The 24,128-nt window shown below is 31.7% G+C and carries 37 protein-coding genes; 2 read left to right on the forward strand and 35 right to left on the reverse strand.

Annotated elements, in window-relative coordinates:
* The first annotated feature begins 66 nt into the window (after window positions 1-66).
* Window positions 67-1,515, forward strand: a complete 1,449-nt coding sequence (locus OLM55_RS00955) for a sodium:solute symporter (protein WP_264559554.1) — start codon at window positions 67-69, stop codon at window positions 1,513-1,515.
* Here OLM55_RS00955 and OLM55_RS00960 read toward each other — a convergent pair.
* On the reverse strand, window positions 1,486-1,842 hold the full coding sequence (locus tag OLM55_RS00960) for a CoA-binding protein (RefSeq protein ID WP_264559555.1): 357 nt from the start codon (window positions 1,840-1,842) through the stop codon (window positions 1,486-1,488). The genes OLM55_RS00955 and OLM55_RS00960 overlap by 30 nt on opposite strands.
* A gap of 190 nt (window positions 1,843-2,032) precedes the next feature.
* Between OLM55_RS00960 and OLM55_RS00965 the strand changes: the two genes are divergently transcribed.
* Window positions 2,033-2,659 carry a MarC family NAAT transporter gene (locus tag OLM55_RS00965; protein WP_264559556.1) on the forward strand — a complete coding sequence of 209 codons (627 nt, stop codon included), beginning with the start codon at window positions 2,033-2,035 and terminating at the stop codon, window positions 2,657-2,659.
* Between the two features lie 77 nt (window positions 2,660-2,736).
* On the opposite strand, the gene OLM55_RS00970 is transcribed toward OLM55_RS00965, so the two are convergent.
* The 34 genes from OLM55_RS00970 to rplV all read right to left on the reverse strand — a co-directional run bounded on the left by OLM55_RS00970 (window position 2,737) and on the right by rplV (window position 24,123).
* Window positions 2,737-3,981: a sulfate adenylyltransferase subunit 1 gene (locus OLM55_RS00970; RefSeq protein WP_264559557.1), complete on the reverse strand. Its 1,245-nt coding sequence runs from the start codon at window positions 3,979-3,981 to the stop codon at window positions 2,737-2,739.
* A gap of 104 nt (window positions 3,982-4,085) precedes the next feature.
* Window positions 4,086-4,988: a sulfate adenylyltransferase subunit CysD gene (gene cysD, locus OLM55_RS00975; protein ID WP_264559558.1), complete on the reverse strand. Its 903-nt coding sequence runs from the start codon at window positions 4,986-4,988 to the stop codon at window positions 4,086-4,088.
* Between the two features lie 6 nt (window positions 4,989-4,994).
* Entirely contained in the window at window positions 4,995-5,720 is a 726-nt protein-coding gene (locus OLM55_RS00980) for a phosphoadenylyl-sulfate reductase (RefSeq protein WP_264559559.1), read from the reverse strand.
* Window positions 5,708-5,941, reverse strand: a complete 234-nt coding sequence (locus OLM55_RS00985) for a DUF2061 domain-containing protein (protein WP_264559560.1) — start codon at window positions 5,939-5,941, stop codon at window positions 5,708-5,710. Before OLM55_RS00985 ends, OLM55_RS00980 begins: the two co-directional genes overlap by 13 nt.
* 71 nt (window positions 5,942-6,012) lie before the next feature.
* Complete coding sequence (locus OLM55_RS00990) at window positions 6,013-6,426, reverse strand: RrF2 family transcriptional regulator (protein WP_264559561.1); 414 nt, start codon at window positions 6,424-6,426, stop codon at window positions 6,013-6,015.
* Window positions 6,427-6,429: 3 nt separating this feature from the next.
* Window positions 6,430-7,368, reverse strand: coding sequence for a citrulline utilization hydrolase CtlX (gene ctlX / locus OLM55_RS00995; protein WP_264559562.1), 939 nt, complete (start codon window positions 7,366-7,368; stop codon window positions 6,430-6,432).
* 18 nt (window positions 7,369-7,386) lie between these two features.
* On the reverse strand, window positions 7,387-8,301 hold the full coding sequence (locus tag OLM55_RS01000) for a dimethylarginine dimethylaminohydrolase family protein (protein ID WP_264559563.1): 915 nt from the start codon (window positions 8,299-8,301) through the stop codon (window positions 7,387-7,389).
* A gap of 151 nt (window positions 8,302-8,452) precedes the next feature.
* Window positions 8,453-9,736, reverse strand: a complete 1,284-nt coding sequence (locus OLM55_RS01005) for a citrate synthase (protein ID WP_264559564.1) — start codon at window positions 9,734-9,736, stop codon at window positions 8,453-8,455.
* 157 nt (window positions 9,737-9,893) lie between these two features.
* Window positions 9,894-11,189 (reverse strand): phosphopyruvate hydratase, encoded by a 1,296-nt coding sequence (gene eno / locus OLM55_RS01010; protein WP_264559565.1) that lies wholly within the window; start codon window positions 11,187-11,189, stop codon window positions 9,894-9,896.
* A gap of 10 nt (window positions 11,190-11,199) precedes the next feature.
* A complete protein-coding gene (gene carA, locus OLM55_RS01015; RefSeq protein WP_264559566.1) occupies window positions 11,200-12,309 on the reverse strand; it encodes a glutamine-hydrolyzing carbamoyl-phosphate synthase small subunit in 1,110 nt (369 codons plus the stop codon).
* Window positions 12,310-12,406: 97 nt separating this feature from the next.
* Window positions 12,407-13,081 (reverse strand): hypothetical protein, encoded by a 675-nt coding sequence (locus OLM55_RS01020; protein WP_264559567.1) that lies wholly within the window; start codon window positions 13,079-13,081, stop codon window positions 12,407-12,409.
* An 81-nt stretch (window positions 13,082-13,162) separates the two neighbouring features.
* Window positions 13,163-13,639: a 50S ribosomal protein L17 gene (gene rplQ, locus OLM55_RS01025; protein WP_264559568.1), complete on the reverse strand. Its 477-nt coding sequence runs from the start codon at window positions 13,637-13,639 to the stop codon at window positions 13,163-13,165.
* Between the two features lie 60 nt (window positions 13,640-13,699).
* Entirely contained in the window at window positions 13,700-14,692 is a 993-nt protein-coding gene (locus OLM55_RS01030) for a DNA-directed RNA polymerase subunit alpha (RefSeq protein ID WP_264559569.1), read from the reverse strand.
* A gap of 22 nt (window positions 14,693-14,714) precedes the next feature.
* On the reverse strand, window positions 14,715-15,320 hold the full coding sequence (gene rpsD, locus OLM55_RS01035; RefSeq protein ID WP_264559570.1) for a 30S ribosomal protein S4: 606 nt from the start codon (window positions 15,318-15,320) through the stop codon (window positions 14,715-14,717).
* A gap of 123 nt (window positions 15,321-15,443) precedes the next feature.
* Complete coding sequence (rpsK, locus tag OLM55_RS01040; protein ID WP_264559571.1) at window positions 15,444-15,827, reverse strand: 30S ribosomal protein S11; 384 nt, start codon at window positions 15,825-15,827, stop codon at window positions 15,444-15,446.
* A 9-nt stretch (window positions 15,828-15,836) separates the two neighbouring features.
* A complete protein-coding gene (gene rpsM / locus OLM55_RS01045) occupies window positions 15,837-16,211 on the reverse strand; it encodes a 30S ribosomal protein S13 (RefSeq protein WP_264559572.1) in 375 nt (124 codons plus the stop codon).
* A 2-nt stretch (window positions 16,212-16,213) separates the two neighbouring features.
* Window positions 16,214-16,330: a type B 50S ribosomal protein L36 gene (gene ykgO, locus OLM55_RS01050; RefSeq protein ID WP_002987490.1), complete on the reverse strand. Its 117-nt coding sequence runs from the start codon at window positions 16,328-16,330 to the stop codon at window positions 16,214-16,216.
* A gap of 10 nt (window positions 16,331-16,340) precedes the next feature.
* Window positions 16,341-16,556, reverse strand: coding sequence for a translation initiation factor IF-1 (gene infA / locus OLM55_RS01055; RefSeq protein WP_007136545.1), 216 nt, complete (start codon window positions 16,554-16,556; stop codon window positions 16,341-16,343).
* 6 nt (window positions 16,557-16,562) lie between these two features.
* Window positions 16,563-17,912, reverse strand: a complete 1,350-nt coding sequence (secY, locus tag OLM55_RS01060) for a preprotein translocase subunit SecY (protein WP_264559573.1) — start codon at window positions 17,910-17,912, stop codon at window positions 16,563-16,565.
* A 13-nt stretch (window positions 17,913-17,925) separates the two neighbouring features.
* Window positions 17,926-18,378 carry a 50S ribosomal protein L15 gene (gene rplO, locus OLM55_RS01065; protein WP_264559574.1) on the reverse strand — a complete coding sequence of 151 codons (453 nt, stop codon included), beginning with the start codon at window positions 18,376-18,378 and terminating at the stop codon, window positions 17,926-17,928.
* Between the two features lie 11 nt (window positions 18,379-18,389).
* Complete coding sequence (rpmD, locus tag OLM55_RS01070; protein WP_264559575.1) at window positions 18,390-18,572, reverse strand: 50S ribosomal protein L30; 183 nt, start codon at window positions 18,570-18,572, stop codon at window positions 18,390-18,392.
* Window positions 18,573-18,585: 13 nt separating this feature from the next.
* Window positions 18,586-19,110: a 30S ribosomal protein S5 gene (rpsE, locus tag OLM55_RS01075; RefSeq protein ID WP_264559576.1), complete on the reverse strand. Its 525-nt coding sequence runs from the start codon at window positions 19,108-19,110 to the stop codon at window positions 18,586-18,588.
* A 6-nt stretch (window positions 19,111-19,116) separates the two neighbouring features.
* On the reverse strand, window positions 19,117-19,467 hold the full coding sequence (rplR, locus tag OLM55_RS01080) for a 50S ribosomal protein L18 (protein ID WP_264559577.1): 351 nt from the start codon (window positions 19,465-19,467) through the stop codon (window positions 19,117-19,119).
* Between the two features lie 11 nt (window positions 19,468-19,478).
* Complete coding sequence (rplF, locus tag OLM55_RS01085) at window positions 19,479-20,021, reverse strand: 50S ribosomal protein L6 (RefSeq protein WP_264559578.1); 543 nt, start codon at window positions 20,019-20,021, stop codon at window positions 19,479-19,481.
* Between the two features lie 14 nt (window positions 20,022-20,035).
* Complete coding sequence (gene rpsH, locus OLM55_RS01090; RefSeq protein ID WP_264559579.1) at window positions 20,036-20,434, reverse strand: 30S ribosomal protein S8; 399 nt, start codon at window positions 20,432-20,434, stop codon at window positions 20,036-20,038.
* Between the two features lie 102 nt (window positions 20,435-20,536).
* Window positions 20,537-20,806, reverse strand: coding sequence for a 30S ribosomal protein S14 (gene rpsN / locus OLM55_RS01095; RefSeq protein ID WP_091467597.1), 270 nt, complete (start codon window positions 20,804-20,806; stop codon window positions 20,537-20,539).
* 3 nt (window positions 20,807-20,809) lie between these two features.
* Entirely contained in the window at window positions 20,810-21,361 is a 552-nt protein-coding gene (gene rplE, locus OLM55_RS01100) for a 50S ribosomal protein L5 (protein ID WP_264559580.1), read from the reverse strand.
* A 2-nt stretch (window positions 21,362-21,363) separates the two neighbouring features.
* Window positions 21,364-21,678 carry a 50S ribosomal protein L24 gene (gene rplX, locus OLM55_RS01105; protein WP_264560642.1) on the reverse strand — a complete coding sequence of 105 codons (315 nt, stop codon included), beginning with the start codon at window positions 21,676-21,678 and terminating at the stop codon, window positions 21,364-21,366.
* Between the two features lie 11 nt (window positions 21,679-21,689).
* Window positions 21,690-22,058: a 50S ribosomal protein L14 gene (gene rplN, locus OLM55_RS01110; RefSeq protein WP_264559581.1), complete on the reverse strand. Its 369-nt coding sequence runs from the start codon at window positions 22,056-22,058 to the stop codon at window positions 21,690-21,692.
* A 2-nt stretch (window positions 22,059-22,060) separates the two neighbouring features.
* Window positions 22,061-22,318, reverse strand: a complete 258-nt coding sequence (gene rpsQ, locus OLM55_RS01115) for a 30S ribosomal protein S17 (RefSeq protein WP_264559582.1) — start codon at window positions 22,316-22,318, stop codon at window positions 22,061-22,063.
* Between the two features lie 17 nt (window positions 22,319-22,335).
* The gene (rpmC, locus tag OLM55_RS01120) at window positions 22,336-22,527 is read right to left on the reverse strand and encodes a 50S ribosomal protein L29 (RefSeq protein ID WP_264559583.1); all 192 of its coding nucleotides are present in this window, start codon (window positions 22,525-22,527) and stop codon (window positions 22,336-22,338) included.
* A gap of 12 nt (window positions 22,528-22,539) precedes the next feature.
* Window positions 22,540-22,965: a 50S ribosomal protein L16 gene (rplP, locus tag OLM55_RS01125; protein ID WP_264559584.1), complete on the reverse strand. Its 426-nt coding sequence runs from the start codon at window positions 22,963-22,965 to the stop codon at window positions 22,540-22,542.
* A 19-nt stretch (window positions 22,966-22,984) separates the two neighbouring features.
* Window positions 22,985-23,704 (reverse strand): 30S ribosomal protein S3, encoded by a 720-nt coding sequence (gene rpsC / locus OLM55_RS01130; protein WP_264559585.1) that lies wholly within the window; start codon window positions 23,702-23,704, stop codon window positions 22,985-22,987.
* An 8-nt stretch (window positions 23,705-23,712) separates the two neighbouring features.
* A complete protein-coding gene (rplV, locus tag OLM55_RS01135; protein ID WP_264559586.1) occupies window positions 23,713-24,123 on the reverse strand; it encodes a 50S ribosomal protein L22 in 411 nt (136 codons plus the stop codon).
* Window positions 24,124-24,128 lie beyond the last annotated feature (5 nt).

The raw sequence follows: 24,128 nt of genomic DNA on the forward strand, positions 1-24,128 counted from the left end.
ATACAAAAGTAAGTCATTTTATTATTAATATATTCTTTTATCTTTGTTTGAAATTAAGCAAAAACTATGAGCCCAATATCAATTCTTATATTAATACTATCTTATTTTAGTGTACTTATTTTGTTCTCTTACTTTACAGGAAAGAAAGAAGTTTCAAATAACGACTCTTTTTTTAAAGCAAACAAGCAATCGCCTTGGTATTTAGTAGCTTTTGGAATGATTGGATCTTCTCTTTCAGGAGTAACATTTATTTCCGTTCCTGGAAAAGTAGAAGGCTCTCAATTTGTTTATTTTCAAATTGTTTTAGGATACATTGTTGGATACTTTATTATTGCTACCGTTTTACTCCCACTATACTATAAACTTAATTTAACCTCTATTTACACGTATTTAGAAGATCGATTTGGGAAATATTCTTATAAAACAGGAGCTTGGTTTTTTATTATCTCTAGAACTGTTGGCTCTAATTTAAGATTACTTTTAGTTGCCGATGTTTTGCAAACTTTAGTATTTGAACCACTTGGCATTTCATATTGGATAACCGTAACTGCAACAATTTTATTAATTTGGCTATATACTTTTAAATCTGGAATTAAAACTATTATTTGGACCGATACACTTCAAACATTCTTCATGTTAGTATCTGTTGGAATTTGTATTGTTGTAGTTTCTGAAGATTTAGGTTTAAATATTTCAAATTTTTCTTCTTTTATAGCGGATAGTGATTTTTCTAAAACTTTCTTTTTTGAAGACATACATAAACCAACTTATTTTTGGAAACAATTTTTATCTGGTGCTTTTATAGCAATTGTTATGACAGGTCTAGACCAAGATATGATGCAAAAAAACCTAACATGTAAAACACTAAAAGATGCGCAAAAAAACATGTTTTGGTTTACAATTGTACTTACTATTGTTAATTTTTTCTTTCTTGTTTTAGGATTATTATTTACAGAATATGCCTTAAAATATGGTATTAACGCTCATGGTGATGCTTTATTTCCAATTTTAGCCAATAAGCATTTAGGAATAGTCGTAGCATTTAGTTTTTTACTTGGCCTTATCGCCGCAGCTTATTCAAGTGCAGATAGTGCTTTAACATCATTAACCACTTCTTTTAGTATTGATATTCTTGATATTGAGAAAAAATACGATGAAGTAAAACAGGTTACAATAAGAAAAAGAATTCATTTAATGTTTGTAGTAATTTCTATTTTTGTAATCTTATTTTTCAAATACGCCTTTAATGATTCAAGTATCATTGATAAAGTATTAAAATTTGCAGGGTTTACTTATGGGCCATTATTAGGTCTTTATAGTTTTGGTTTATTTACCAAATGGAAAGTCAAAGATGTTCTTGTACCAATTGTAGCCATTTTAGCAGTAGTAATTTCTTTATTATTAAACAACTACAGTTTTGAATGGTTTGGTTTTAATTTTGGATTTGAAATATTAATCGTAAACGGAATACTAACTTTCTTAGGATTAATATTGATTCGTAGCAAGCAAAACTAAAGTACAAGATTCTTCAAAAGCAATATTATTAGCTTTTAGAATTTGTTCAAACTCTTCATTTTCAGTTCCAGGATTAAAAATTACTCTTCTTGGCTTTAATGATAAAATATAATCGTAATATTCTTGCTGTGCTTTTGGATTAATATAAAGTGTAATAGTATCAATTGCATGAAAATCTAGTTTTTCAGTTTCAATAGGCACATCTAAAACCATTCCTTTTGCAGCTCCAATTGCCACAACTTGATGACTTTTTGCTAATAAATTATTTATTGCTTTATAAGAATATCGTTCTTTATTTGTAGAAGCCCCTATAACAAGTGTTTTCATATGTAAATATTATTATTTTTTAGAAATGTGTATCGCTTACTTTTTTAGATAGTTTAAAAAACAATATTAGTATTTGTGATTTCACATATTTAGAATATTTATATAAAATTACTAAAATAATTATAACTTTGAGTTAACATTACATTAAAAGCTATTTAAAAAAAGTAGCTATATCTTTGCAAAAAAAATTATGGAGCTATTTATTTATGTATTTGCCGCACTATTTTCTGTTCTTAATCCTTTAGGAGCAATTCCTATTTTTGTTGGACTAACTCAAGATGACAGCAAAAAAGAACGCTCGAGAATTTCAATTTGGACAGCTATAAACGTTTTTATAATTCTTTTAATATCCTTTTTTATTGGAGAATATGTGCTTAACTTTTTTGGAATTAGCATTGATGCTTTAAGAATTGCCGGTGGAATTATTATTGTTAATTCTGGCTTTTCTTTATTGTCTGGAAACATAAGTAAGCGAAAAGGATTAAATAAAAAAGTTACTAATGACGCTATGCACAGAAACGACATTGCACTTACCCCTTTAGCAATGCCAATGCTCGCAGGCCCAGGCTCTATGTCATTATTAATAGCTATGTATCAAGAACAACCAGAAATTTCCGATAAAATTATTACATGTGCAGCTATCTTATGTGTAGCACTTACTATTTTTTTTATTTTAAAAAGCGCTCATTACTTATCAAAAATATTAGGAGCATCGGGTATTGTAGCAATTTCACGTATTATTGGTTTTATTGTAATTGCAATTGGTATTCAATATATAAGTAGTTCTCTTGTAAATATATTAGCTACTGCATTTTAATTATTAATAAGAACCAATTAGAACCTTAAAAAAAAACCTTAAAACAATTTGTATTTTAAGGTTTTCTTTTAAATAATTTATTCTACAAAACCAACAGCAACTGTATTATTTGTTTGCATATCAATTAAAATAAATGCTCCATTTGCTTTATTCTCTGAGAATTTATCTAAGAAAAGAGCATTTGCAAGTTTTAAATTTACAACTGCAATAGTATTTAATTCAATACTAGATCCTTCAAAATTTTCTAAAGGATTTTCAGGATTTATTAAATAATTTACTTCTTGAATTTTACAAAAAGTAGTTCTTGAAGCAACTTGTAAATGATATTTTGCACTTAAATTAGCAGGTTTTTCGTCTAACCATACTATACGTGCTTGTACTTCTTTTTCGAAAAGAAAAGGAGTAGTTTCTTTTGCCAAAAGCATTCCTCTGCTAATATCAATTTCGTCTTTTAATCTAATTTGAATAGAATCACCAGTATTAGCTTCTGATAGAGTCGTTGTAAATTTTCTAATTTCAATTACTTCTGATTTTTTTTCAGACGGCAAAACACTCAATACATCTCCTACTTTCACACTTCCAGAACTTACTCTACCTGCATACGACCTGTAATCTATAAACTTATCATTTTGGACATGATATACTTGCTGCACATCCATTCTAAATGGTTTTGTGTTTTCTACTTTCTTAGAGAAACCATGTAAAACAGTTGACAAGGTTTCTCCATTATACCAAGGTGTATTTTTGGAAACATGCACTACATTATCTCCTTTTAAAGAACTAATTGGGATAATGGCAATATCTTGTTGAATAGGTTCTAATTGCTTCACCATTTTGTCGATTTCGGCAGCTATGTTTAGAAAAACATCTTCACTATATTCGACTAAATCCATTTTATTGATACAAAACACCACTTGTTGCAAACGCAACATACGACTAATAAAATAATGACGATGCGTTTGTTCCAATAAGCCTTTACGAGCATCAATTAAGATAATCGACAAATCGGAATTAGAAGCACCAGTCACCATGTTTCGAGTATATTCCACATGACCAGGACTATCAGCAATAATAAACTTTCTAGTTTCCGAAGAAAAGTAGATATGAGCCACATCGATAGTAATTCCTTGTTCTCGTTCTGCAATTAAACCATCAGTAATCACAGAAAAATCTAAATCTTCTAATCCTTTTTCTTTTGTTTTTTTACGAACAAGTTCTTCTTGCTCGATTGTCAATGCATTATTATCATACAGAAAACGACCTATTAAAGTACTTTTCCCGTCATCGACACTTCCTGCTGTATTTATTTTAAGTAATTCCATTTTTTTATTCGATAGTTAGATTATTTGAGAGTACGATTCTTCGATTCTTGGAAAGTTCGATTCTTCGATTCTTCGAAAAATCTAATAATCCAAAGATCCAATCATCAAAAATAGCCTCCCTTTTTTCTTTGTTCCAAAGCGGCTTCCGATCGTTTATCATCTATCCTCGCTCCTCTTTCTGATGATTTTGATGCTTTGTTTTCATACATTACTTCATCAATTGTAGCTGCATTTGATGGTAAAGCTGCTGTACATGTCATATCTCCAACCGTACGAAAACGAACAATATCGGTAACAATCTCATCGGTTTCCACCAAATTCAAATACGCTGAGTGTGCTAAAACGGCTCCGTCTCTTTTTACTAATTTGCGTTCGTGAGCGAAATAAATAGAAGGCAATTCTAAATTTTCTTGTTTGATGTAACTCCACACATCTTCTTCGGTCCAATTACTAATAGGAAAAGCTCTTACGTTTTCACCAAAGTTGATTTTACCATTCAAAATTGTAAACATTTCCGGACGTTGTTTTTTAGCATCCCATTGTCCAAAATCGTCTCTTACTGAAAAGATGCGTTCTTTGGCTCTAGATTTTTCTTCATCACGACGCGCTCCGCCAATACAAGCATCAAACCCGAATTCTTCGATAGCATCTAAAAGCGTTACGGTTTGCAACGAATTTCTACTCGCATACTTACCTGTTTCTTCCTGTGCTTTATTTGAATTAATACTATCTTGAACATAGCGAACGATTAATTCGACATCTAATTCAGCTATTAATTTATCACGAAAAGTTATCGTTTCTGGAAAATTATGACCGGTATCGATATGCATAAAAGCAAACGGAATCTTAGCCGGATAAAAGGCTTTTTGCGCTAATCTTGCTACTGTAATGGAATCTTTTCCACCAGAAAACAACAAGACTGGTTTTTGAAATTGGGCTGCGACTTCTCTTAAAATATAAATACTTTCGTTTTCTAATTCCTCTAAATGATTTCTCATTTCTTTCATTTGTTATTAATTATTTTTATCTTGATGAATGTGTAAGCCACATTCTTTTTTACCATTTTCCCACCACCATCTACCAGCTCTAAAATCTTCTCCTTCTTCAAGAGCACGAGTACAAGGTGCACAACCTATACTTAGGTAGCCTTTTTTGTACAAACTGTTTATTGGGATATTATGTTGGGCAACCAATTCTTCTACTTCTTCTAAAGAGAATTTCAATAAAGGATTGAATTTTATCAATTGGTTGTCTTCATCCCATTCTAAAAACTGCATGGTTTCTCTATTTTGCGATTGTTCTGCACGTAAACCAGTAATCCATAAATTAGCACCTGCAATAGCTTTTTTTAAGGGTTTAACTTTTCTTACGAAACAACAACTCTTTCTACTTTCAATACTGTCATAAAAACCATTGACTCCGTCTTTTGAAACATAGTCTTGAATATCAAGTTCATTAGGATAATAGACATGAATTGTTTTTTGTTTGTATTTATCTTGTGTTTTTTGGAAGACTTCGTAGGTTTCATTGAATTGTCTTCCTGTATCTAATGTAAAAATAGAAACCTCATTTTCGAATTGGTCTAAAAAATGATGAATTAATTGGTCTTCAATACCAAATGAAGTTGAAAAAACATGTTTCCCTTCAATGGTATTAGCAACATATTGTAAACTTTCTGCTAAGTTGAGCGTTGCTATTTTATTGTTATACTCTTCTAAAAGTGATTTTATTTTGTCCATCTTGCCCAAATTCTTTCATGAAAAAAATACAATATCATTTTTGTAAAAACTTCAAAACTGCCAATTGAAAAGGCAATTTTAAAACTTCCAGTCATTATATAAGAAATAATTGTAGTATCAATAGTACCTACAATTCTCCAAGTAACCGCTTTTAACGCAGATACTTTGACTTCTTTATGTTTTTCTAAAGGTTTTTTAGATCTTATTAAATCGAGTATCATTTCAACTATTCTATTTTTTTTCAAATATACTATTAGTCTATCGAATAAGTAGACTAATTTGGTAAAAAAAATCAAAAAGTTATTAAATCGTATAATGTTTTCTTTTCTAAAACACTCAATGCATTATCTCTAACTTGAATCATTAACTTATTTAAGCCACACGTTTCTTCGCTAGGACAATCATCGCATTTCTCATAAAAATTTAAACTTACGCAAGGTAACATAGCTATTGGCCCGTCTAAAAACCTAATAATTGTTGCAACAGAAATTTCTTTTGGGTTTTTCATTAAGTAGTAACCACCACCTTTCCCTTTTTTAGAACCTACCAAACCAATTTTCTTTAAATCTAACAAAATAGCCTCTAAAAATTTTTTAGAAATATTTTCTTTTTCAGAAATTTCAGAAATTAGAACAGGCATTAAATTATCTTGCTTTGCAATATAAATTAACGCCTTTATTCCATATTTTGTTTTTTTTGACAACATCGATTATGCTTTTGGCAAGAAAACTTCAGCCATCATACAACGAGCGCTTCCGCCACCACAAAGCTCAATAGTATCTAAACTTGCATAAATAATTTTACAATGTTTTTCTATTTTAGTAATTTGCTCTTTTGTTAAACATTGGTAAGCAGCGTTACTCATAACTAAGAACAACTCGTCATTTGCACCGCGCACTTGCAACATATTTCCGGCAAAATTATTTACTTGTTCTTCCGAAATTAAAATTACTTCTTTACCACTATTTTTTAAACGCTTTAAAACATTTTTTTGTTCTGCTTTAACATCAATACAATCTGCACAAACAACAGCAAAAGTTTCCGCTAAGCACATCATTACATTAGTATGGTAAATATGTTTTCTTTCGCCATTTGGTAACGTTTGAAAAGCTTCAAAAATTACTGGATCGTAATGAAAATCTTCACAAAACTCAATAAAAAGTTCTTCATCTGCTCTTGGAGACAAGGCGCAGTAAGCAATTTCATTTTCCCTGTCTAACATGATACTTCCCGTACCTTCTAAAAATAAATTATCTTCTTCAGCAGAAGTATAATCAACAATGTTCTCAATTTTGAATCCTTTTTCTTCCAAAAGATCTAAAATTTCTTCACGTCTTTCTAATCTTCTGTTTTCTGCAAACATAGGATAAAGAGCAACATCTCCATTTTCATGAAAAGAAACCCAATTGTTAGGAAAAATACTGTCAGGAGTGTCTGGCTTAAGAGTATCATCAACCACAATAACGTTCACTCCTGCAGCTTTTAATTTCACCACATAATTATCAAATTCTTCTTGTGCTTTTGCATTTACAGTTGCAGGTAAAAGTCCATCTAAAACTTTTTGATAGTAATTGTTTACAGCTGTTTGTTCGTTCATACGGAAAGCAACCGGACGAATCATTAATATTGTATTTGTAGTTTGGTTCATTTTGTATTTTAATATAAATTATTCTCTAATTAATGGCAAAGTTGAACAACGAAGTAAACCTTCTTGTTTAGCAATTTCAGCATATGGAATTTCCTCCACTGTAAATCCGTTTTCCCTTAACCATGTATTTAATCTTGTGAAGTTTTTTTCTGAAACTACAACATCTGGAGCAATTGAAAAAACATTTGAATTCATTCCGTACATTTCATCTCTTGTAATGTGAAATAAATTTTCTTTTCCAAAAAGATTCACCAAATACATATAATCTGCTTCTTCACGGAAACCACTTTTGTAAATAATTCCTTTATCTTTTCCAACAGGCTGAAAACAACAATCTAAATGCAATGCATTATCTTTTGCTTCGATTTTTGATTTAACCAAATCAAATTCTTTAACAATTTTATGAGGAAATAAATTTTTAATATAATTTACACCTTCCATATTTGTTCTTGCTGTGATATAATCTTTATAATCTGAACCTTTATATGTCCCAATAAAAATATGATCATTCCAAACCATAACATCACCACCTTCTATATGTACTTCTTCTGGCGGACGAACTACCTTTTTAGGATCTATTTGATCTATTACATATTGAATAGCATCTAATTCGCGTTCTCGATCAGGCAAAATATTTGCTTTAATAAAAGTATCATCAATTACAAAACCAATATCTCTTGTAAAAATTTGATTGTAATTTTCAATAATTTCTGGCCTAAAGACTTTTACATCATATTTTTGAAACACTTTATTAAAAGCTTCCATTTCATTTACCATATCTTTTTCTACAGGATAAGTTCCTGCTAGAATATGTTCTAATGATTTTGGATCATAAGCTTCTTCTACTGTTGGAGTTGGTCCGTTACTTATTGCAGTTCCTAAAACCACTGCTTTTAATCGTGATGACTCGTTTTTTACATTTAATTGTAACATAAATTGGCTTTTTTAGCTTTTACATTGTTATTCCATAACATAGTATGGCAAAGATAGGAAAAGGAATTAAATAGTATGCTTCACTTTTTCTAAATATTGTGTATAAAAAAATCCCGATTTATCGGGATTTTTTTATACAATAATTTAAAAATTATCTTTTTTCAACTGGGACGAATGCTCTTAAATTTTCCCCCATATATACTTGTCTTGGACGACCTATAGGTTCTTTATTTAATCTCATTTCTTTCCATTGAGCGATCCAACCTGGTAAACGTCCTATTGCAAATAAAACGGTATACATTTCAACAGGAATTCCCATTGCTCTATATATAATTCCAGAATAGAAATCTACATTTGGGTATAAACTTCTAGCTTTGAAGTACTCGTCTTCTAAAGCTACTTTTTCTAATTTTTTAGCAATATCTAATAATGGATCATCTACACCCATAGCAGTTAAAACATCATCAGCTGCTTTTTTAATTATTGTTGCTCTTGGATCGAAGTTTTTATAAACTCTGTGTCCGAATCCCATTAAACGGAATGGATCTTCTTTATCTTTTGCTTTTAAAACGTATTTATCAACATCTCCACCATTATCGTGAATTTCTTGTAACATTTCTAAAACTGCCTGATTAGCCCCACCGTGTAACGGTCCCCATAATGCAGAAACACCTGCAGAAATAGAAGCAAATAAACCTGCATGAGAAGAACCAACAATTCTAACTGTAGATGTTGAACAATTTTGTTCATGATCAGCATGAAGAATAAATAATTTATCTAAAGCTGCAACTACTTTGTTATCCATTTTGTATGGCTCAGTAGGAATTTCAAACATTAAACGCATAAAATTTTCTACATATCCCTTAGTATTATCATAATAGTTTAAAGGATAACCCATTCTTCTTCTATATGTCCAAGTTGCAATAACCATAAATTTCCCCATAGTTTTGCAAACTGCATCATATAATTCTTTTTCATTATCAACATTCACTGGTTTTGGGTTAAATGCTGTTAATGCACTTGTTAAAGAAGACAAAACACCCATAGGATGAGCTGTTTTAGGAAAACCCTCTAAAATAGTTTTCATTTCTTCGTTAACTAAAGTGTATTTTCTTATGTCATTTTCAAATTGCTCTAACTGTTTAGCAGTTGGCAATTGACCAAAAACTAATAAATAAGAAACTTCTAAAAAATTTGATTTATCAGCCAATTCTTCAATTGAATAACCTCTATAACGTAAGATTCCTTCTTCACCATCTAAAAAAGTAATTTCACTATTACAAGAACCTGTATTTTTGTACCCTGGATCAATTGTAATTGCACCTGTTGCTCCACGCAACTTTTCTATATCGATAGCTACTTCATTTTCAGTCCCAACATAAACAGGGAACTCATACTTTTTGCCATCTAGCTCTAATATTGCAGTTTTTGACATATTTACTAAATGTATTTTATAATTTTACGAACATTGCGAATTTAACGAATAAAAATTTAATTTTAAAGTTATTTTAAATAATTTATCGTTAATTTTTAAATAAAAAAACCTACTAATAACTTAACATTAGCAGGTTTTTTTATTTTTTTGTAAAAAGTTATTTTTTTACCTTAAAAGCATTTGATCCCGGGAAATATGCAACCTCTCCTAATTCTTCTTCAATTCTTAATAATTGATTGTATTTTGACATTCTATCTGAACGAGAAGCCGAACCTGTTTTAATTTGTCCACAGTTTAAAGCAACTGCTAAATCAGCGATTGTATAATCTTCTGTTTCACCAGAACGATGAGACATTACTGATGTATAACCCGCATTATGTGCCATATTAACAGCAGCAATTGTTTCGGTTAAAGTACCTATTTGATTTACTTTAATTAAAATTGAATTAGCTATTCCTTTATCAATTCCTTTTGATAATCTCTCTACATTAGTTACAAATAAATCATCTCCAACTAATTGTACTTTTTCTCCAACTAAATCTGTTAAAATCTTCCAACCTTCCCAGTCGTTTTCATCCATTCCATCTTCAATTGAGATAATTGGATATTTATTTGTCAATTCTGCCAAATATTCTGCTTGCTCTTGAGAAGTTCTAATTTTTCCGGTTTTACCTTCAAATTTAGAGTAATCATATTTTCCATTCACATAAAATTCAGCCGAAGCACAATCTAAAGCAATCATGATGTCTTCTCCAAAAGCGTAACCTGCGTTTTCAACTGCTAATTTAATAGAGTCTAATGCATCTTCAGTCCCTCCTGATAAATTTGGTGCAAATCCACCTTCATCACCTACTGCAGTAGATAAATTTCTATCGTGTAAAACTTTCTTTAAATTATGAAAAACTTCTGTTCCCATTTGCATTGCATGCGAAAAGTTTTTTGCTTTTACAGGCATGATCATAAATTCTTGAAAAGCAATTGGCGCATCTGAATGTGAGCCACCGTTTATGATATTCATCATTGGAACCGGTAAAGTATTAGCGGAAACTCCACCAACATATCTATACAAAGGCATTCCTAATTCATTAGCTGCTGCTTTCGAAACCGCTAAAGAAACACCTAAAATTGCATTTGCTCCTAATTTAGATTTATTTGGAGTTCCATCTAAATCAATCATAATTTTATCGATAGCATTTTGTTCAAAAACTGAAGTTCCAAGTAATTCATTAGCAATAGTAATGTTTACATTTTCGATTGCTTTACGAACACCTTTACCCATAAATTCTTTGCCACCATCTCTTAATTCAACAGCTTCATGCTCTCCTGTTGAAGCTCCACTTGGGACAGCCGCTCTACCTAAAGTTCCATTATCTGTAATTACATCAACTTCAATTGTTGGATTACCTCTAGAATCAAGAATTTGTCTTGCATGAATTTTAATAATAATACTCATCTTGTATATTTTATTTTTTTAACGAATTGATATTTTCTATAAATTGATCAAACAAATAAGTTGAATCGTGTGGTCCCGGACTTGCTTCAGGATGATATTGTACTGAGAAACAGTTTTTAGATTTAGAATGCATTCCAGCAACAGTATTGTCATTTAAATGCAAATGCGTAATTTCTAAATCAGGATGCGCTTCTAATTCTTCTTTATTTACAGCAAAACCGTGATTTTGAGAAGTAATTTCACCTTTACCAGTAATTAAATTTTTCACAGGATGATTGATACCCCTATGTCCATTGAACATTTTGTAAGTTGAAATGCCATTTGCTAAAGCAATAACTTGATGCCCTAAACAAATACCAAATAGTGGATTATTTTCACTCATAATTTCTCTAGCAACTTGTTGCGCACTTATAAGAGGCTCTGGATCACCAGGACCATTGGAAAGAAAATAACCATCTGGAGAAAACGCTTTCATTTCTTCATATGAAGCATTGTATGGAAAAACCTTAACATAACAATCTCTTGAAGCCAAGTTTCGTAAAATATTCGTTTTAATGCCTAAGTCGAGAGCAGAAATTTTGTATTTGGAATTTTCGTTTCCATAAAAATAAGGCTCTTTAGTAGAAACTTTAGAAGCTAATTCTAGACCTTTCATATCAGGCATAGAATCAAACTCTTTCATTAACTCTTCAGCAGGAGTTCCATCTGTACAAATAATAGCATTCATTGCGCCATTATCTCTAATATAACTCACTAATGCTCTAGTATCAACATCAGAAATTACTATTAATTTTTCTTTTTCTAAATAATCATACAAACTTTGCTCTGCATTTTCTCTAGAATAATTGAAACTAAAATTTTTACATACAAGACCAGATATTTTTACCGAATTTGACTCAACCTCTTCTTGGTTAGTGCCATAATTTCCAATATGAGCATTAGTTGTAACCATAATTTGACCAAAGTAAGAAGGATCAGTAAAAATCTCTTGATAGCCTGTAGTTCCAGTATTAAAAGCAACTTCTCCAAAAGTCTTTCCTTCTATACCAATTGATTTACCATAAAAGACAGTACCGTCTTTTAATAGCAATAAAGCTTGTGAGCGATTAATGTATTTCATTGTGTGTTGTTGTTGTTGTTGATTATGCAAATTTAAATTAAAAATTGAAAAAAAGGTATATAAAAAAAGGATAAACAATGTTTATCCTTTTTTTAAGCTATTTAGAAAAATAAAATTTAAATATTTTTACTACATCATCCTCGTTAGAGTAAGACAACTTTTCATCTGAAACAAAAGCTTTAATTTCTTTTTCTTTATCGCTGAAAATTTTTAAAATAAATTTTTTCTTCAACTTAAGAGTTTCCAAAGATGTACCATTTAAATATAAATATTCTTCTTTAGTCTTATAAAAACTAGGCGAAGTTACCTGAGTTAATGGGTTAAGAACACCATCAACAACAGAAACATCAAATTTTTTAAAAAAATTATAATTCCCATCAACATTTAAAACTTGTAACAACTCGCCATTAAATAATTTATAAGTTTTGGAATTGTAATAAACAAAGTTTAAGTCATTTTTATTAAACTGAAAAACAGAATCTCTTGAAAATTTAGTTTCTAACTCTTTAGTCTTTATGTTATAATTTAAATTATCTAAAGTGAATCTACTACCACTTTTAGATTGCATCACAAAGTTTCCACTCCAAGTAGGAAACAAATATACTGAACCTTCAATTTGAGACTTTACTGGTTTAGAAACAATCCAAGCACCATTCATTTTAACTTCATCATTAATACCTGAAGTAGCTGAAGAATTATTAAAATCAAATTGATTATCGCTTTGCGCAAATAATGAAGAAGAAACAAGTAAGAATAAAATAATATATTTCATAAAATATTTTTTTTGTAAGCAAATGTAATAAAAAAGAGACATATTTTACAATATGTCTCTTTTTTTATAAAAACTTTAAGATTATTCTGGAGCATTTGTGTTTTCAGAAGCATCAGTAGTTGGAGCTTCAGCAACATCTGCTTTTTTCTTACCACGACGAGTAGTTTTCTTAACTTCTTTTTTACCAGCAGTATAAATGGTATTGAAATCTACCAATTCGATCATTGCCATATCCGCATTATCTCCTAAACGATTTCCTAATTTAATAATACGTGTATATCCTCCTGGACGATCACCAACTTTAGCAGCTACTTCTCTGAATAATTCAGTAACAGCATATTTATCTCTTAATTTAGAGAATACGATACGTCTGTTATGAGTAGTATCATCTTTTGATTTTGTAACAAGAGGCTCAAAAAACACTTTTAAAGCTTTTGCCTTAGCAACAGTTGTATTAATACGCTTGTGTTCTATTAACGAACAAGCCATATTAGCTAACATAGCTTTTCTGTGACTTGATTGTCTACTTAAATGGTTGAATTTTTTTCCGTGTCTCATGACTAACTATTTAACCTTCATCTTGCTGCAATCCACTATGGAGAGCAAAATATGAAGAATTTATTCTTTATCTAATTTATATTTGCTTAAATCCATTCCAAAAGAAAGATTTTTAGCCGCAACTAATTCATCAAGTTCTGTAAGAGACTTTTTACCAAAGTTTCTGAACTTCATTAAATCATTCTTATTGAAAGAAACTAAGTCTCCTAATGTATCAACTTCTGCCGCTTTTAAGCAATTTAAAGCTCTAACAGACAAGTCCATATCAACTAATTTAGTTTTCAATAATTGTCTCATATGTAAAGACTCTTCATCATATGATTCTGTTTGAGCAATTTCATCAGCCTCAAGTGTAATTCTTTCATCAGAAAACAACATAAAGTGGTGAATCAACGTTTTAGCTGCTTCAGTTAAAGCATCCTTAGGATTAATAGAACCATCAGTTTGGATTTCGAAAACTAATTTTTCATAATCGGTTTTTTGTTCCACACGAAAGTTTTCAATTGAATACTTTACATTTTTTACTGGAGTGTAAATTGAGTCAGTATAAATTGTACCAATGGGTGCGTTCGCTTTTTTGTTTTCTTCAGCAGGAACATAACCTCTACCTTTTTCGATAGAAAGTTCCATGTTGATAGTTGTTTTGCTATCTAAATTACAAATAACTAAATCAGGGTTTAAAATTTGAAAACCAGAAATAAATTTTTGGAAATCACCTGCAGTTATTTGCTCCTTATTTGTTAAAGAAATAGAAACAGACTCATTATCAATATCTTCAATTTGTCTTTTAAAACGAACTTGTTTAAGATTTAATATAATTTCTGTAACATCTTCTACAACACCTGAAATAGTAGAGAATTCATGTTCAACTCCTTCCATTCTAACAGATGTAATAGCGTATCCTTCTAAAGAAGAAAGCAAAACTCTTCTTAATGCATTACCAACTGTCAATCCGTAACCAGGTTCTAAAGGTCTAAATTCGAATTTACCTTCAAAATCGGTTGAATCGATCATGATAACTTTATCGGGCTTTTGAAAATTAAATAATGCCATATAATTCGACTAATGTCAGATTTTATTTGTTATACAACTCAACGATTAGTTGCTCTTTAATGTTTTCAGGAATTTGTAATCTTTGAGGAACAGCAACATAAGTACCTTCCATTGTATCATTATTCCAAGTAATCCATTCATAAACTTGTGAAGCACTTGCTAAAGAATTTGCAATTGTTTCTAAAGATTTAGATTTTGCTCTAACAGCAACTTTATCTCCTGCTTTTAAGTGATATGAAGGAACATTTACTAATTCTCCATTAACTGTAATATGTCTGTGAGAAACGATTTGACGAGCAGCTCTACGAGAAGGAGCAACACCCATTCTATATACAACGTTATCTAAACGAGATTCACATAATTGAAGTAAAATTTCACCTGTAACACCAGAAGCTGCAGCAGCTTTTTTGTATAAGTTTCTGAATTGCTTTTCTAAAATACCATAAGTATATTTAGCTTTTTGCTTTTCCATTAACTGAACAGCGTACTCAGATTTTTTACCTCTTCTTTTAGCCATTCCATGTTGGCCAGGTGGGTAATTTCTTTTTTCGAAAGCTTTATCTTCTCCGAATATTGCTTCGCCAAATTTACGAGCAATTTTTGTTTTTGGACCAGTATATCTTGCCATTTCAATTTTTTTAAGATAGAGATTATGAATTCAGGTCAAATCCTTCGATAATCGTAATTCTATCTAGTTTATACTAAATTATTTTTTTTTAAGAGTGCAAATATATAATAAATATATTTGATATTAAACTCTTCTTCTCTTTGGAGGTCTACACCCATTATGAGGCATAGGAGTAACATCGATAATTTCTGTAACTTCGATACCACTATTGTGGATAGAACGAATAGCAGATTCTCTACCGTTACCAGGACCTTTAACGTAAACTTTTACTTTTTTAAGTCCAGCTTCAAGAGCTACTTTTGAACAATCTTCAGATGCTAACTGTGCTGCATATGGAGTGTTCTTTTTAGAACCTCTGAAACCCATTTTACCAGCTGAAGACCAAGAAATAACTTCACCTTTCTTGTTTGTTAAAGAAATAATGATATTATTAAAAGTAGCACTAACATGAGCTTCTCCAGTAGATTCAACGATAACTTTACGTTTTTTTGCTGTTGCTTTAGCCATACTTACTTATTATTTAGTTGCTTTTTTCTTATTAGCAACAGTTTTTCTTTTACCTTTTCTAGTTCTAGAGTTATTCTTAGTTCTTTGACCTCTTAACGGAAGTCCAGCTCTATGACGAATACCTCTTTGACATCCAATATCCATTAAACGTTTAATGTTTAATTGAATTTCTGAACGTAATTCTCCTTCAATTTTGAAAAATGAAACAGCCTCACGGATGGCGCTAATTTCATCATCGTTCCAATCTTGAACTTTTTTATCTTCACTAACACTAGCTTTAGCTAAAATATCTTTAGCTCTACTAGCACCTATACCAAATATATAGGTTAATGCGATAACTCCTCTTTTTTGTTTAGGTATATCTACCCCTGCAATTCTAGCCATAATTATCCTTGTCTTTGTTTAAATCTAGGATTCTTTTTGTTAATAACGTATAATCTTCCTTTTCTACGCACAATAATGCACTCGGCACTTCTTTTTTTAACTGATGCTCTTACTTTCATTTTAGTAGCTTTAGTATCTATATGTAATTCTTGCTTTAGACAAATCGTAAGGGCTCATTTCAAGTTTTACCTTATCTCCTGGTAATAATTTAATATAATGCATACGCATTTTTCCAGAAATATGAGCGATTACTATATGTCCATTCTCTAACTCAACACGAAACATTGCATTTGATAATGCTTCGATAATTGATCCGTCTTGTTCTATTGCTGATTGTTTTGCCATAAAAAATTAAGCTACTGCTTTTCTATTTTTACCACTCTTCATCAAACCATCATAATGTCTATTTAACAAATATGAATTAATTTGTTGAATTGTATCAATTGCAACTCCGACCATAATCAATAATGATGTTCCTCCATAAAAATAACCCCAAGCCCCTTGAACTCCCAATAAACTAACAACAACAGCAGGTAAAACCGCTATAATCGCTAAAAATAGAGAGCCAGGAAACGTAATTAAAGACATGATCTTATCTAAGTAATCACCAGTTTCAACACCAGGACGAAAACCAGGAATAAAACCACCAGATCTCTTTAAATCATCAGCCATTTTATTTGTTGGTACAGTAATTGCGGTGTAAAAATACGTAAAAATTATTATTAACAAAGCAAATACTATATTATATACTAACCCAAAAGGATCATTAAACATTCCAGCTAACGACTGTGCTGTGTCTGATTCTTTAGCTAAACCAGAAACTGCAGCAGGTATAAACATAATTGCTTGTGCAAATATGATTGGCATTACACCAGATGCGTTAAGCTTTAAGGGAATAAATTGTCTTGATCCTCCCATTGAATCTTCTTCAAACTCACCAGAAACAGTTCTTCTTGCATACTGTACAGGAATTCTTCTCATTGCCATAACCAACAGGATACAAGCTATAATAACTAAGAACCATAAGATAAGTTCCAATACAATCATCATAACACCTCCATTAGCCTGTGTAGTTCTAGAAGTAACTTCTTGAATGAAAGACTGAGGCATTCTTGCAATAATACCCACCATAATCAATAATGAGATACCATTACCAATACCTTTATCAGTAATCTTTTCACCCAACCACATTGCAAATATCGTTCCTGTGACTAAAATAAGCACTGAAATTGATAAGAAAAAGAATGAGAAAAACTCAGGAACAAACGCTTCACTAGGTAAAGTCGTGTTAAGGTTATAAATATAACCTGGCGCTTGAACAAGAGTAATAAGGATAGTTAACCATCTTGTAATTTGGTTGATCTTTTTTCTACCACTTTCACCATCTTTTTGAAGTTTTTGTAAATATGGAACTGCAATTCCCATTAACTGAACAACAATAGATGCTGAAATGTAAGGCATAATACCCAATGCAAATACAGAAGCCTGCGAAAACGCACCTCCTGTAAATACATTAATTAACCAACCAATACCTTCGTCAGTTTGATTTGAAAGGTTTCCTAATTGAGTAGCATCAATACCTGGAAGAGTTACTTGTGCACCAAAACGATACGCAAGCAAAATAAGTAAAGTAAAAGTTATTTTATTTCTTAACTCTTCTATTTTCCAAACATTGACTAATGAATCTATAAATTTCTTCATTTTACTAATTAGATTATAAACTTACTACTTCTCCACCAGCAGCTTCTATAGCCGCTTTTGCAGTTGCAGTAAATTTGTGAGCACTTACTTTTAATTTAGTTTTTAGCTCACCTCTTCCTAAAATCTTTACTAAGCTATTTTTTGTAGCTAAACGAGTTTCAACTAACACTGAAAAATCAAGTGTATCAGTTATCACACCGTTATCTACTAACATTTGAATTGTATCAAGATTTATACCTTGGTACTCTTTTCTGTTGATATTTTTGAAACCAAACTTAGGCACACGTCTTTGAAGTGGCATTTGCCCTCCTTCAAAACCAATTTTCTTAGAATAACCAGAACGAGATTTTGCTCCTTTGTGTCCACGTGCAGCAGTACCACCTTTTCCAGAACCTTCTCCTCTACCTAATCTTTTATTTTGGTTATGTGTTGACCCTTCAGCCGGTTGTAAGTTACTTAAATTCATAACGAATATTATTATTTAGTTTCTTCTACAGAAACTAAGTGTTTAACTTTATTTACCATTCCAAGGATAGCAGGATTTGCATCATGCGCAACAACTTGTCCCATTTTACGAAGACCTAAAGCTTCCAATGTTCTCTTTTGATCAAGAGGACAGTTGATTTTACTTTTTACTTGTTTTACTAATATTTTTGCCATTTTTCCTTGAATTTTATCCTTTAAATACTTTATCTAGAGAAAGTCCTCTTTGTTTTGCAACTGTTGCAGCACTTCTCATTTGTAATAAAGCATCAAAAGTAGCTTTAACAACGTTATGAGGATTTGAAGAACCTTGAGATTTTGACAATACATCATGAATCCCTACAGACTCTAATACCGAACGAACAGCACCACCAGCAATTACTCCGGTACCATGCGATGCAGGCATTAAATTAACTCTAGCTCCTCCAAATTTTCCTTTTTGTTCGTGAGGTACAGTATGACCATATAAAGGAATTCTAACTAAGTTTTTCTTAGCATCTTCTACTGCTTTAGCAATAGCTTCAGATACATCCTTAGATTTTCCTAAACCATGACCTACAACACCGTGCTCGTCTCCAACTACAACAATTGCAGAAAAACCAAATGCTCTACCTCCCTTAGTAACTTTAGTTACACGGTTTACATTAACCAAACGATCTTTTAAATCAAGACCACCTGGTTTAACTAGTTCTACGTTTTTATAATTTTGATACATAATTTCTTAGAATTTAAGTCCTGCTTCTCTAGCTCCTTCAGCTAATGATTTTACACGTCCATGATATAAATACCCTCCTCTATCAAAAGATATTGTATTGATACCAGCTTTAAGTGCTCTTTCAGCAACTAATTTTCCAACCGCATTAGCAGTTTCAACGTTTGTACCCTTTACAACTTCATTTTCACGTGAAGATGCAGAAACTAGTGTTACACCGTTTACATCATCTATGACTTGAGCATAGATTTCTTTATTAGATCTAAATACAGAAAGTCTTGGCTGAGCAGCAGTACCGCTAACAGTCTTTCTAATTCTGAATTTTATTCTCTGTCTTCTTTCAGTTTTTGTTAATGACATAGTCTTAATTTTTAAGCTGATTTACCTGCTTTTCTTCTTAATACTTCACCTACAAACTTAACCCCTTTACCTTTGTATGGCTCTGGTTTACGGAAACCTCTGATTTTAGCAGAAACTTGACCTAATAATTGTTTGTCAAATGATGATAATTTTACTATTGGATTCTTACCTTTTTCAGATATAGTTTCCACTTGAACTTCTGGTACAATATTTAAAACTATATTGTGTGAAAATCCTAAAGCTAAATCAAGTTTTTGACCTTGATTAGAAGCTCTATAACCTACACCAACTAATTCTAATGATTTTGTAAAACCTTCAGAAACCCCTATAATCATATTGTTTATAAGAGAACGATAAAGTCCGTGTTTCGCTCTCTCATTTTTTTGATCAGATGAACGCTCAACGATAACATTGTTATCTTCAATTTTAACCGTAACATCAGAAAACTCCTGAGAAAGCTCGCCTAATTTTCCTTTTACTGTAACAACAGCATCTTTCACCTCTACAGTTACTCCTGCTGGTATTGCAATTGGATTTTTACCTATTCTTGACATTCTTCGTCTTTTTATTAATATACGTAACAAATAACTTCTCCACCAACATTAAGTTGCTTTGCTTGCTTACCAGTCATTACACCTTTTGATGTAGAAACGATAGCAATACCTAAACCATTTAAGATTCTAGGTAAAGTAGAAGAACCTGAATATTTACGTAAACCTGGTTTACTAATTCTTTGGATATCTTTGATAACAGACTCTTTAGTCTCTTTATCATATTTAAGAGCAATTTTGATAGTCCCTTGAACAGAGTTGTCTTCAAATTTGTAACTTAAGATATATCCTTGATCGAATAAAATCTTTGTGATTTCTTTTTTAAGGTTAGAAGCAGGAATTTCAACCACTTTGTGGTTTGCAGCAACTGCATTTCTAACTCTTGTAAGATAATCGGCAATTGGATCTGTATACATTTGTATAGAATTGCGGTTAGGGTTTTCGTTTGGCACTCACCAAACGAACCTATAACCAGTTAATTTTTATTTGGATTGCAAAAGTAATAACTTTTTACGAGATTACCAAGATGCTTTTTTAACACCTGGAATCAAACCTTGATTAGCCATCTCACGGAAAGTAACACGTGAAATACCAAACTGACGCATGTAACCTCTTGGCCTTCCAGTTAACTTACAACGATTATGCAAACGTACTGGAGAAGCATTTTTAGGTAATTTTTGCAATGCTTCATAGTCTCCTGCTTTTTTTAAAGCTTCTCTCTTTTCAGCATATTTATCTACAATTGCTTGTCTTTTAACCTCGCGGGCTTTCATTGATTCTTTAGCCATATCTTAGTTCTTTTTAAAAGGTAACCCTAGTTCTGTTAATAATGCTTTAGCTTCTGTATCTGTATTTGCAGTAGTAACAAAAGTAATATCAAAACCAGAGATTCTGTTAATTTTATCAATATCAATTTCAGGGAAAATGATTTGCTCTAAAACTCCTAAATTATAATTACCTCTACCATCAAAACCAGTAGCTTTAATTCCACCAAAGTCTCTAACAGATGGTAATGAAGATGTAATAAGTCTATCTAAAAACTCATACATTCTTTCACCACGTAAAGTTACTTTAGCACCAATCGGCATTCCTTTTCTTAATTTAAAAGATGCAACATCTTTTTTAGAAATTGTAGCTACTGCTAATTGACCAGTAATTTTAGTCATTTCTTCTACAGCATAATCAACTAACTTTTTGTCAGACACAGCTGCACCAACTCCACGGCTTACAACAATTTTTTCAAGTTTAGGAACTTGCATAACATTTTTGTAACCGAATTCTTCTGTAAGAGCAGAGATCACTCTACTCTTATATTCTTCTTTTAATCTAGGTATATAAGCCATTACTATAATACTTGATTAGATTTCTTTGAAAATCTGATTTTCTTATCTCCTTCAACTTTAAATCCAACTTTAGTTGCCTCTTTTGATTTAGGATCAATTAAAGACAAGTTAGAAATATGCATTGGAGCCTCTTTCTTAACGATACCTCCTTGAGGGTTTTTTGCACTTGGCTTCGTATGTTTTGAAACCATGTTAACACCTTCAACTACCGCTTTATTTTTATCACGGATAACACGTAAAACTTTACCTTCAGAACCTTTATGGTCTCCAGCAATAACTTTAACTACGTCTCCAGATTTAATTTTTAGCTTTGTCATCATTTTAGATATTAAAGCACCTCTGGTGCTAATGATACAATTTTCATGAATTTATTATCACGAAGTTCTCTTGCTACTGGACCAAAAACACGTGTTCCTCTCATTTCACCAGTTGCATTTAACAAAACACAAGCGTTATCATCAAAACGGATATAAGATCCGTCTGCTCTTCTCACTTCTTTCTTTGTACGTACAACTACTGCTGTAGAAACTGCTCCTTTTTTTACGTTACCGTTTGGAGTAGCATCTTTAACAGAAACTACAATTTTATCTCCAACAGAGGCATAACGACGTTTCGTTCCTCCTAAAACACGGATAGTCAAAACTTCTTTTGCTCCTGTGTTATCTGCTACTTTTAATCTTGATTCTTGTTGTACCATAATTACTTAGCTCTTTCAATGATTTCAACTAATCTCCAACATTTAGATTTACTTAAAGGACGCGTTTCGCTAATTCTTACAGTATCTCCAATGTTACAGTCGTTTGTTTCGTCGTGTGCAACGTATTTTTTCGTTTTCAACACGAACTTACCATACATAGGGTGTTTTACTCTTTTTGTTTCTGAAACAACAATAGATTTCTCCATTTTGTTACTAGTAACAACACCAACTCTTTCTTTTCTTAAATTTCTTTTTTCCATCTTTCAGCAGAATACAATTATTGTAACTCTCTTTTAGTTAACTCTGTAGCAATTCTAGCTACAGCTCTTCTAATAGTTCTTATTTGAAGAGGATTCTCAATTGGTGAAATCGTGTGAGCTGCTTTTAAATCAGCATACGTTTTCTTTAATTGACTAAGCTTCTCTTGCAATTCTACTGCAGATAGATCTTTTATTTCTGATTGTTTCATAATAAATTTAGATTATGCTTGAAAATCTCTAGCAACGACAAACTTAGTTTTAACAGGAAGTTTTTGAGCGGCAAGACGTAAAGCCTCTTTTGCTACAGAAAGTGGAACTCCACCAACTTCAAACATTATTTTTCCTGGCTTAACAACTGCAGCCCAGTATTCAACTGCACCTTTACCTTTACCCATACGTACTTCAAGAGGCTTTTTAGTAATAGGCTTGTCTGGGAATATTTTAATCCATAATTGTCCCTCTCTCTTCATATAACGAGTAGCTGCAATACGAGCTGCTTCGATTTGACGAGAAGTTAAGAACATTCCATTTTCATGTACAGATTTAATACCAAACATTCCATTTGAAAGTTCATGCCCTCTTTGAGAGTTACCTTTCATTCTACCTTTTTGTACCTTACGGTATTTTGTTCTTTTAGGCTGTAACATTTTTCTTTAGTTTAAAAAATTACTTTCTTTTGCTTCTGTTTGGTTTACCTTTTCCAGATCCTGCAGATTTAGACTTTTGTTTGTCCATACCTACTAACGGAGAAAGATCTCTCTTACCGTAAACCTCACCTTTCATTATCCATACTTTAATTCCCATTCTACCATAAGTAGTATGAGCTTCAGCCAATGCATAATCAATATCAGCTCTGAAAGTTGACAAAGGAATTCTACCATCTTTAAAACCTTCTGAACGCGCCATTTCAGCACCATTCAAACGACCAGAAATTAACACTTTAATCCCTTCAGAATTCATTCTCATTGCAGCAGAAATAGCCATTTTAATAGCTCTTCTGTACGAGATTCTGTTTTCGATTTGACGTGCAATACTGTTAGCCACTAAAAAAGCATCTAACTCAGGTCTTTTGATTTCAAAAATATTGATTTGAACTTCTTTATCTGTAATTTTCTTAAGTTCTTCTTTTAACTTGTCTACCTCTTGACCACCTTTACCGATAATAATACCAGGTCTAGCAGTAGTGATAGTAACGGTTACAAGTTTTAAAGTTCTCTCGATAATTATCTTAGACACACTAGCTTTTGATAAACGTGCATGGATATACTTTCTGATTTTGTAGTCTTCAGCGATTTTATCACCGTAGTCATTTCCACCATACCAGTTTGAGTCCCACCCTCTGATGATACCAAGTCTATTTCCAATTGGATTTGTCTTTTGTCCCATACTGTTTATTAATTACTTTGTGTGTTATTATTAGATCCTAATACGATTGTAACGTGATTAGAACGCTTTCTTATTCTATGAGCGCGACCTTGAGGTGCTGGTCTAAGTCTTTTCAACATAGCACCACCATCAACTCTGATCTCTTTAACAATTAAGCCTGCATCTTCTAAACTTTCCTCTGCATTTTTAGCCTGCCAGTTAGCAATAGCTGATAACAAAAGTTTTTCAAGTTTATTCGAAGCTTCTTTACTATTAAATCTTAATATATTAAGAGCTAATTCTACCTTCTGACCTCTTACTAAATCTGCAACGATGCGCATTTTTCTAGGTGAAGTAGGGCAGTTATTCAATTTTGCGAAAGCAATAGACTTATTAGCCTCTTTTCTCGCATCTGCTGTTTCTCTTTTACGAACTCCCATGCCTC

The organism is Flavobacterium sp. N2270, from assembly GCF_025947225.1.
Lineage (GTDB): Bacteria > Bacteroidota > Bacteroidia > Flavobacteriales > Flavobacteriaceae > Flavobacterium.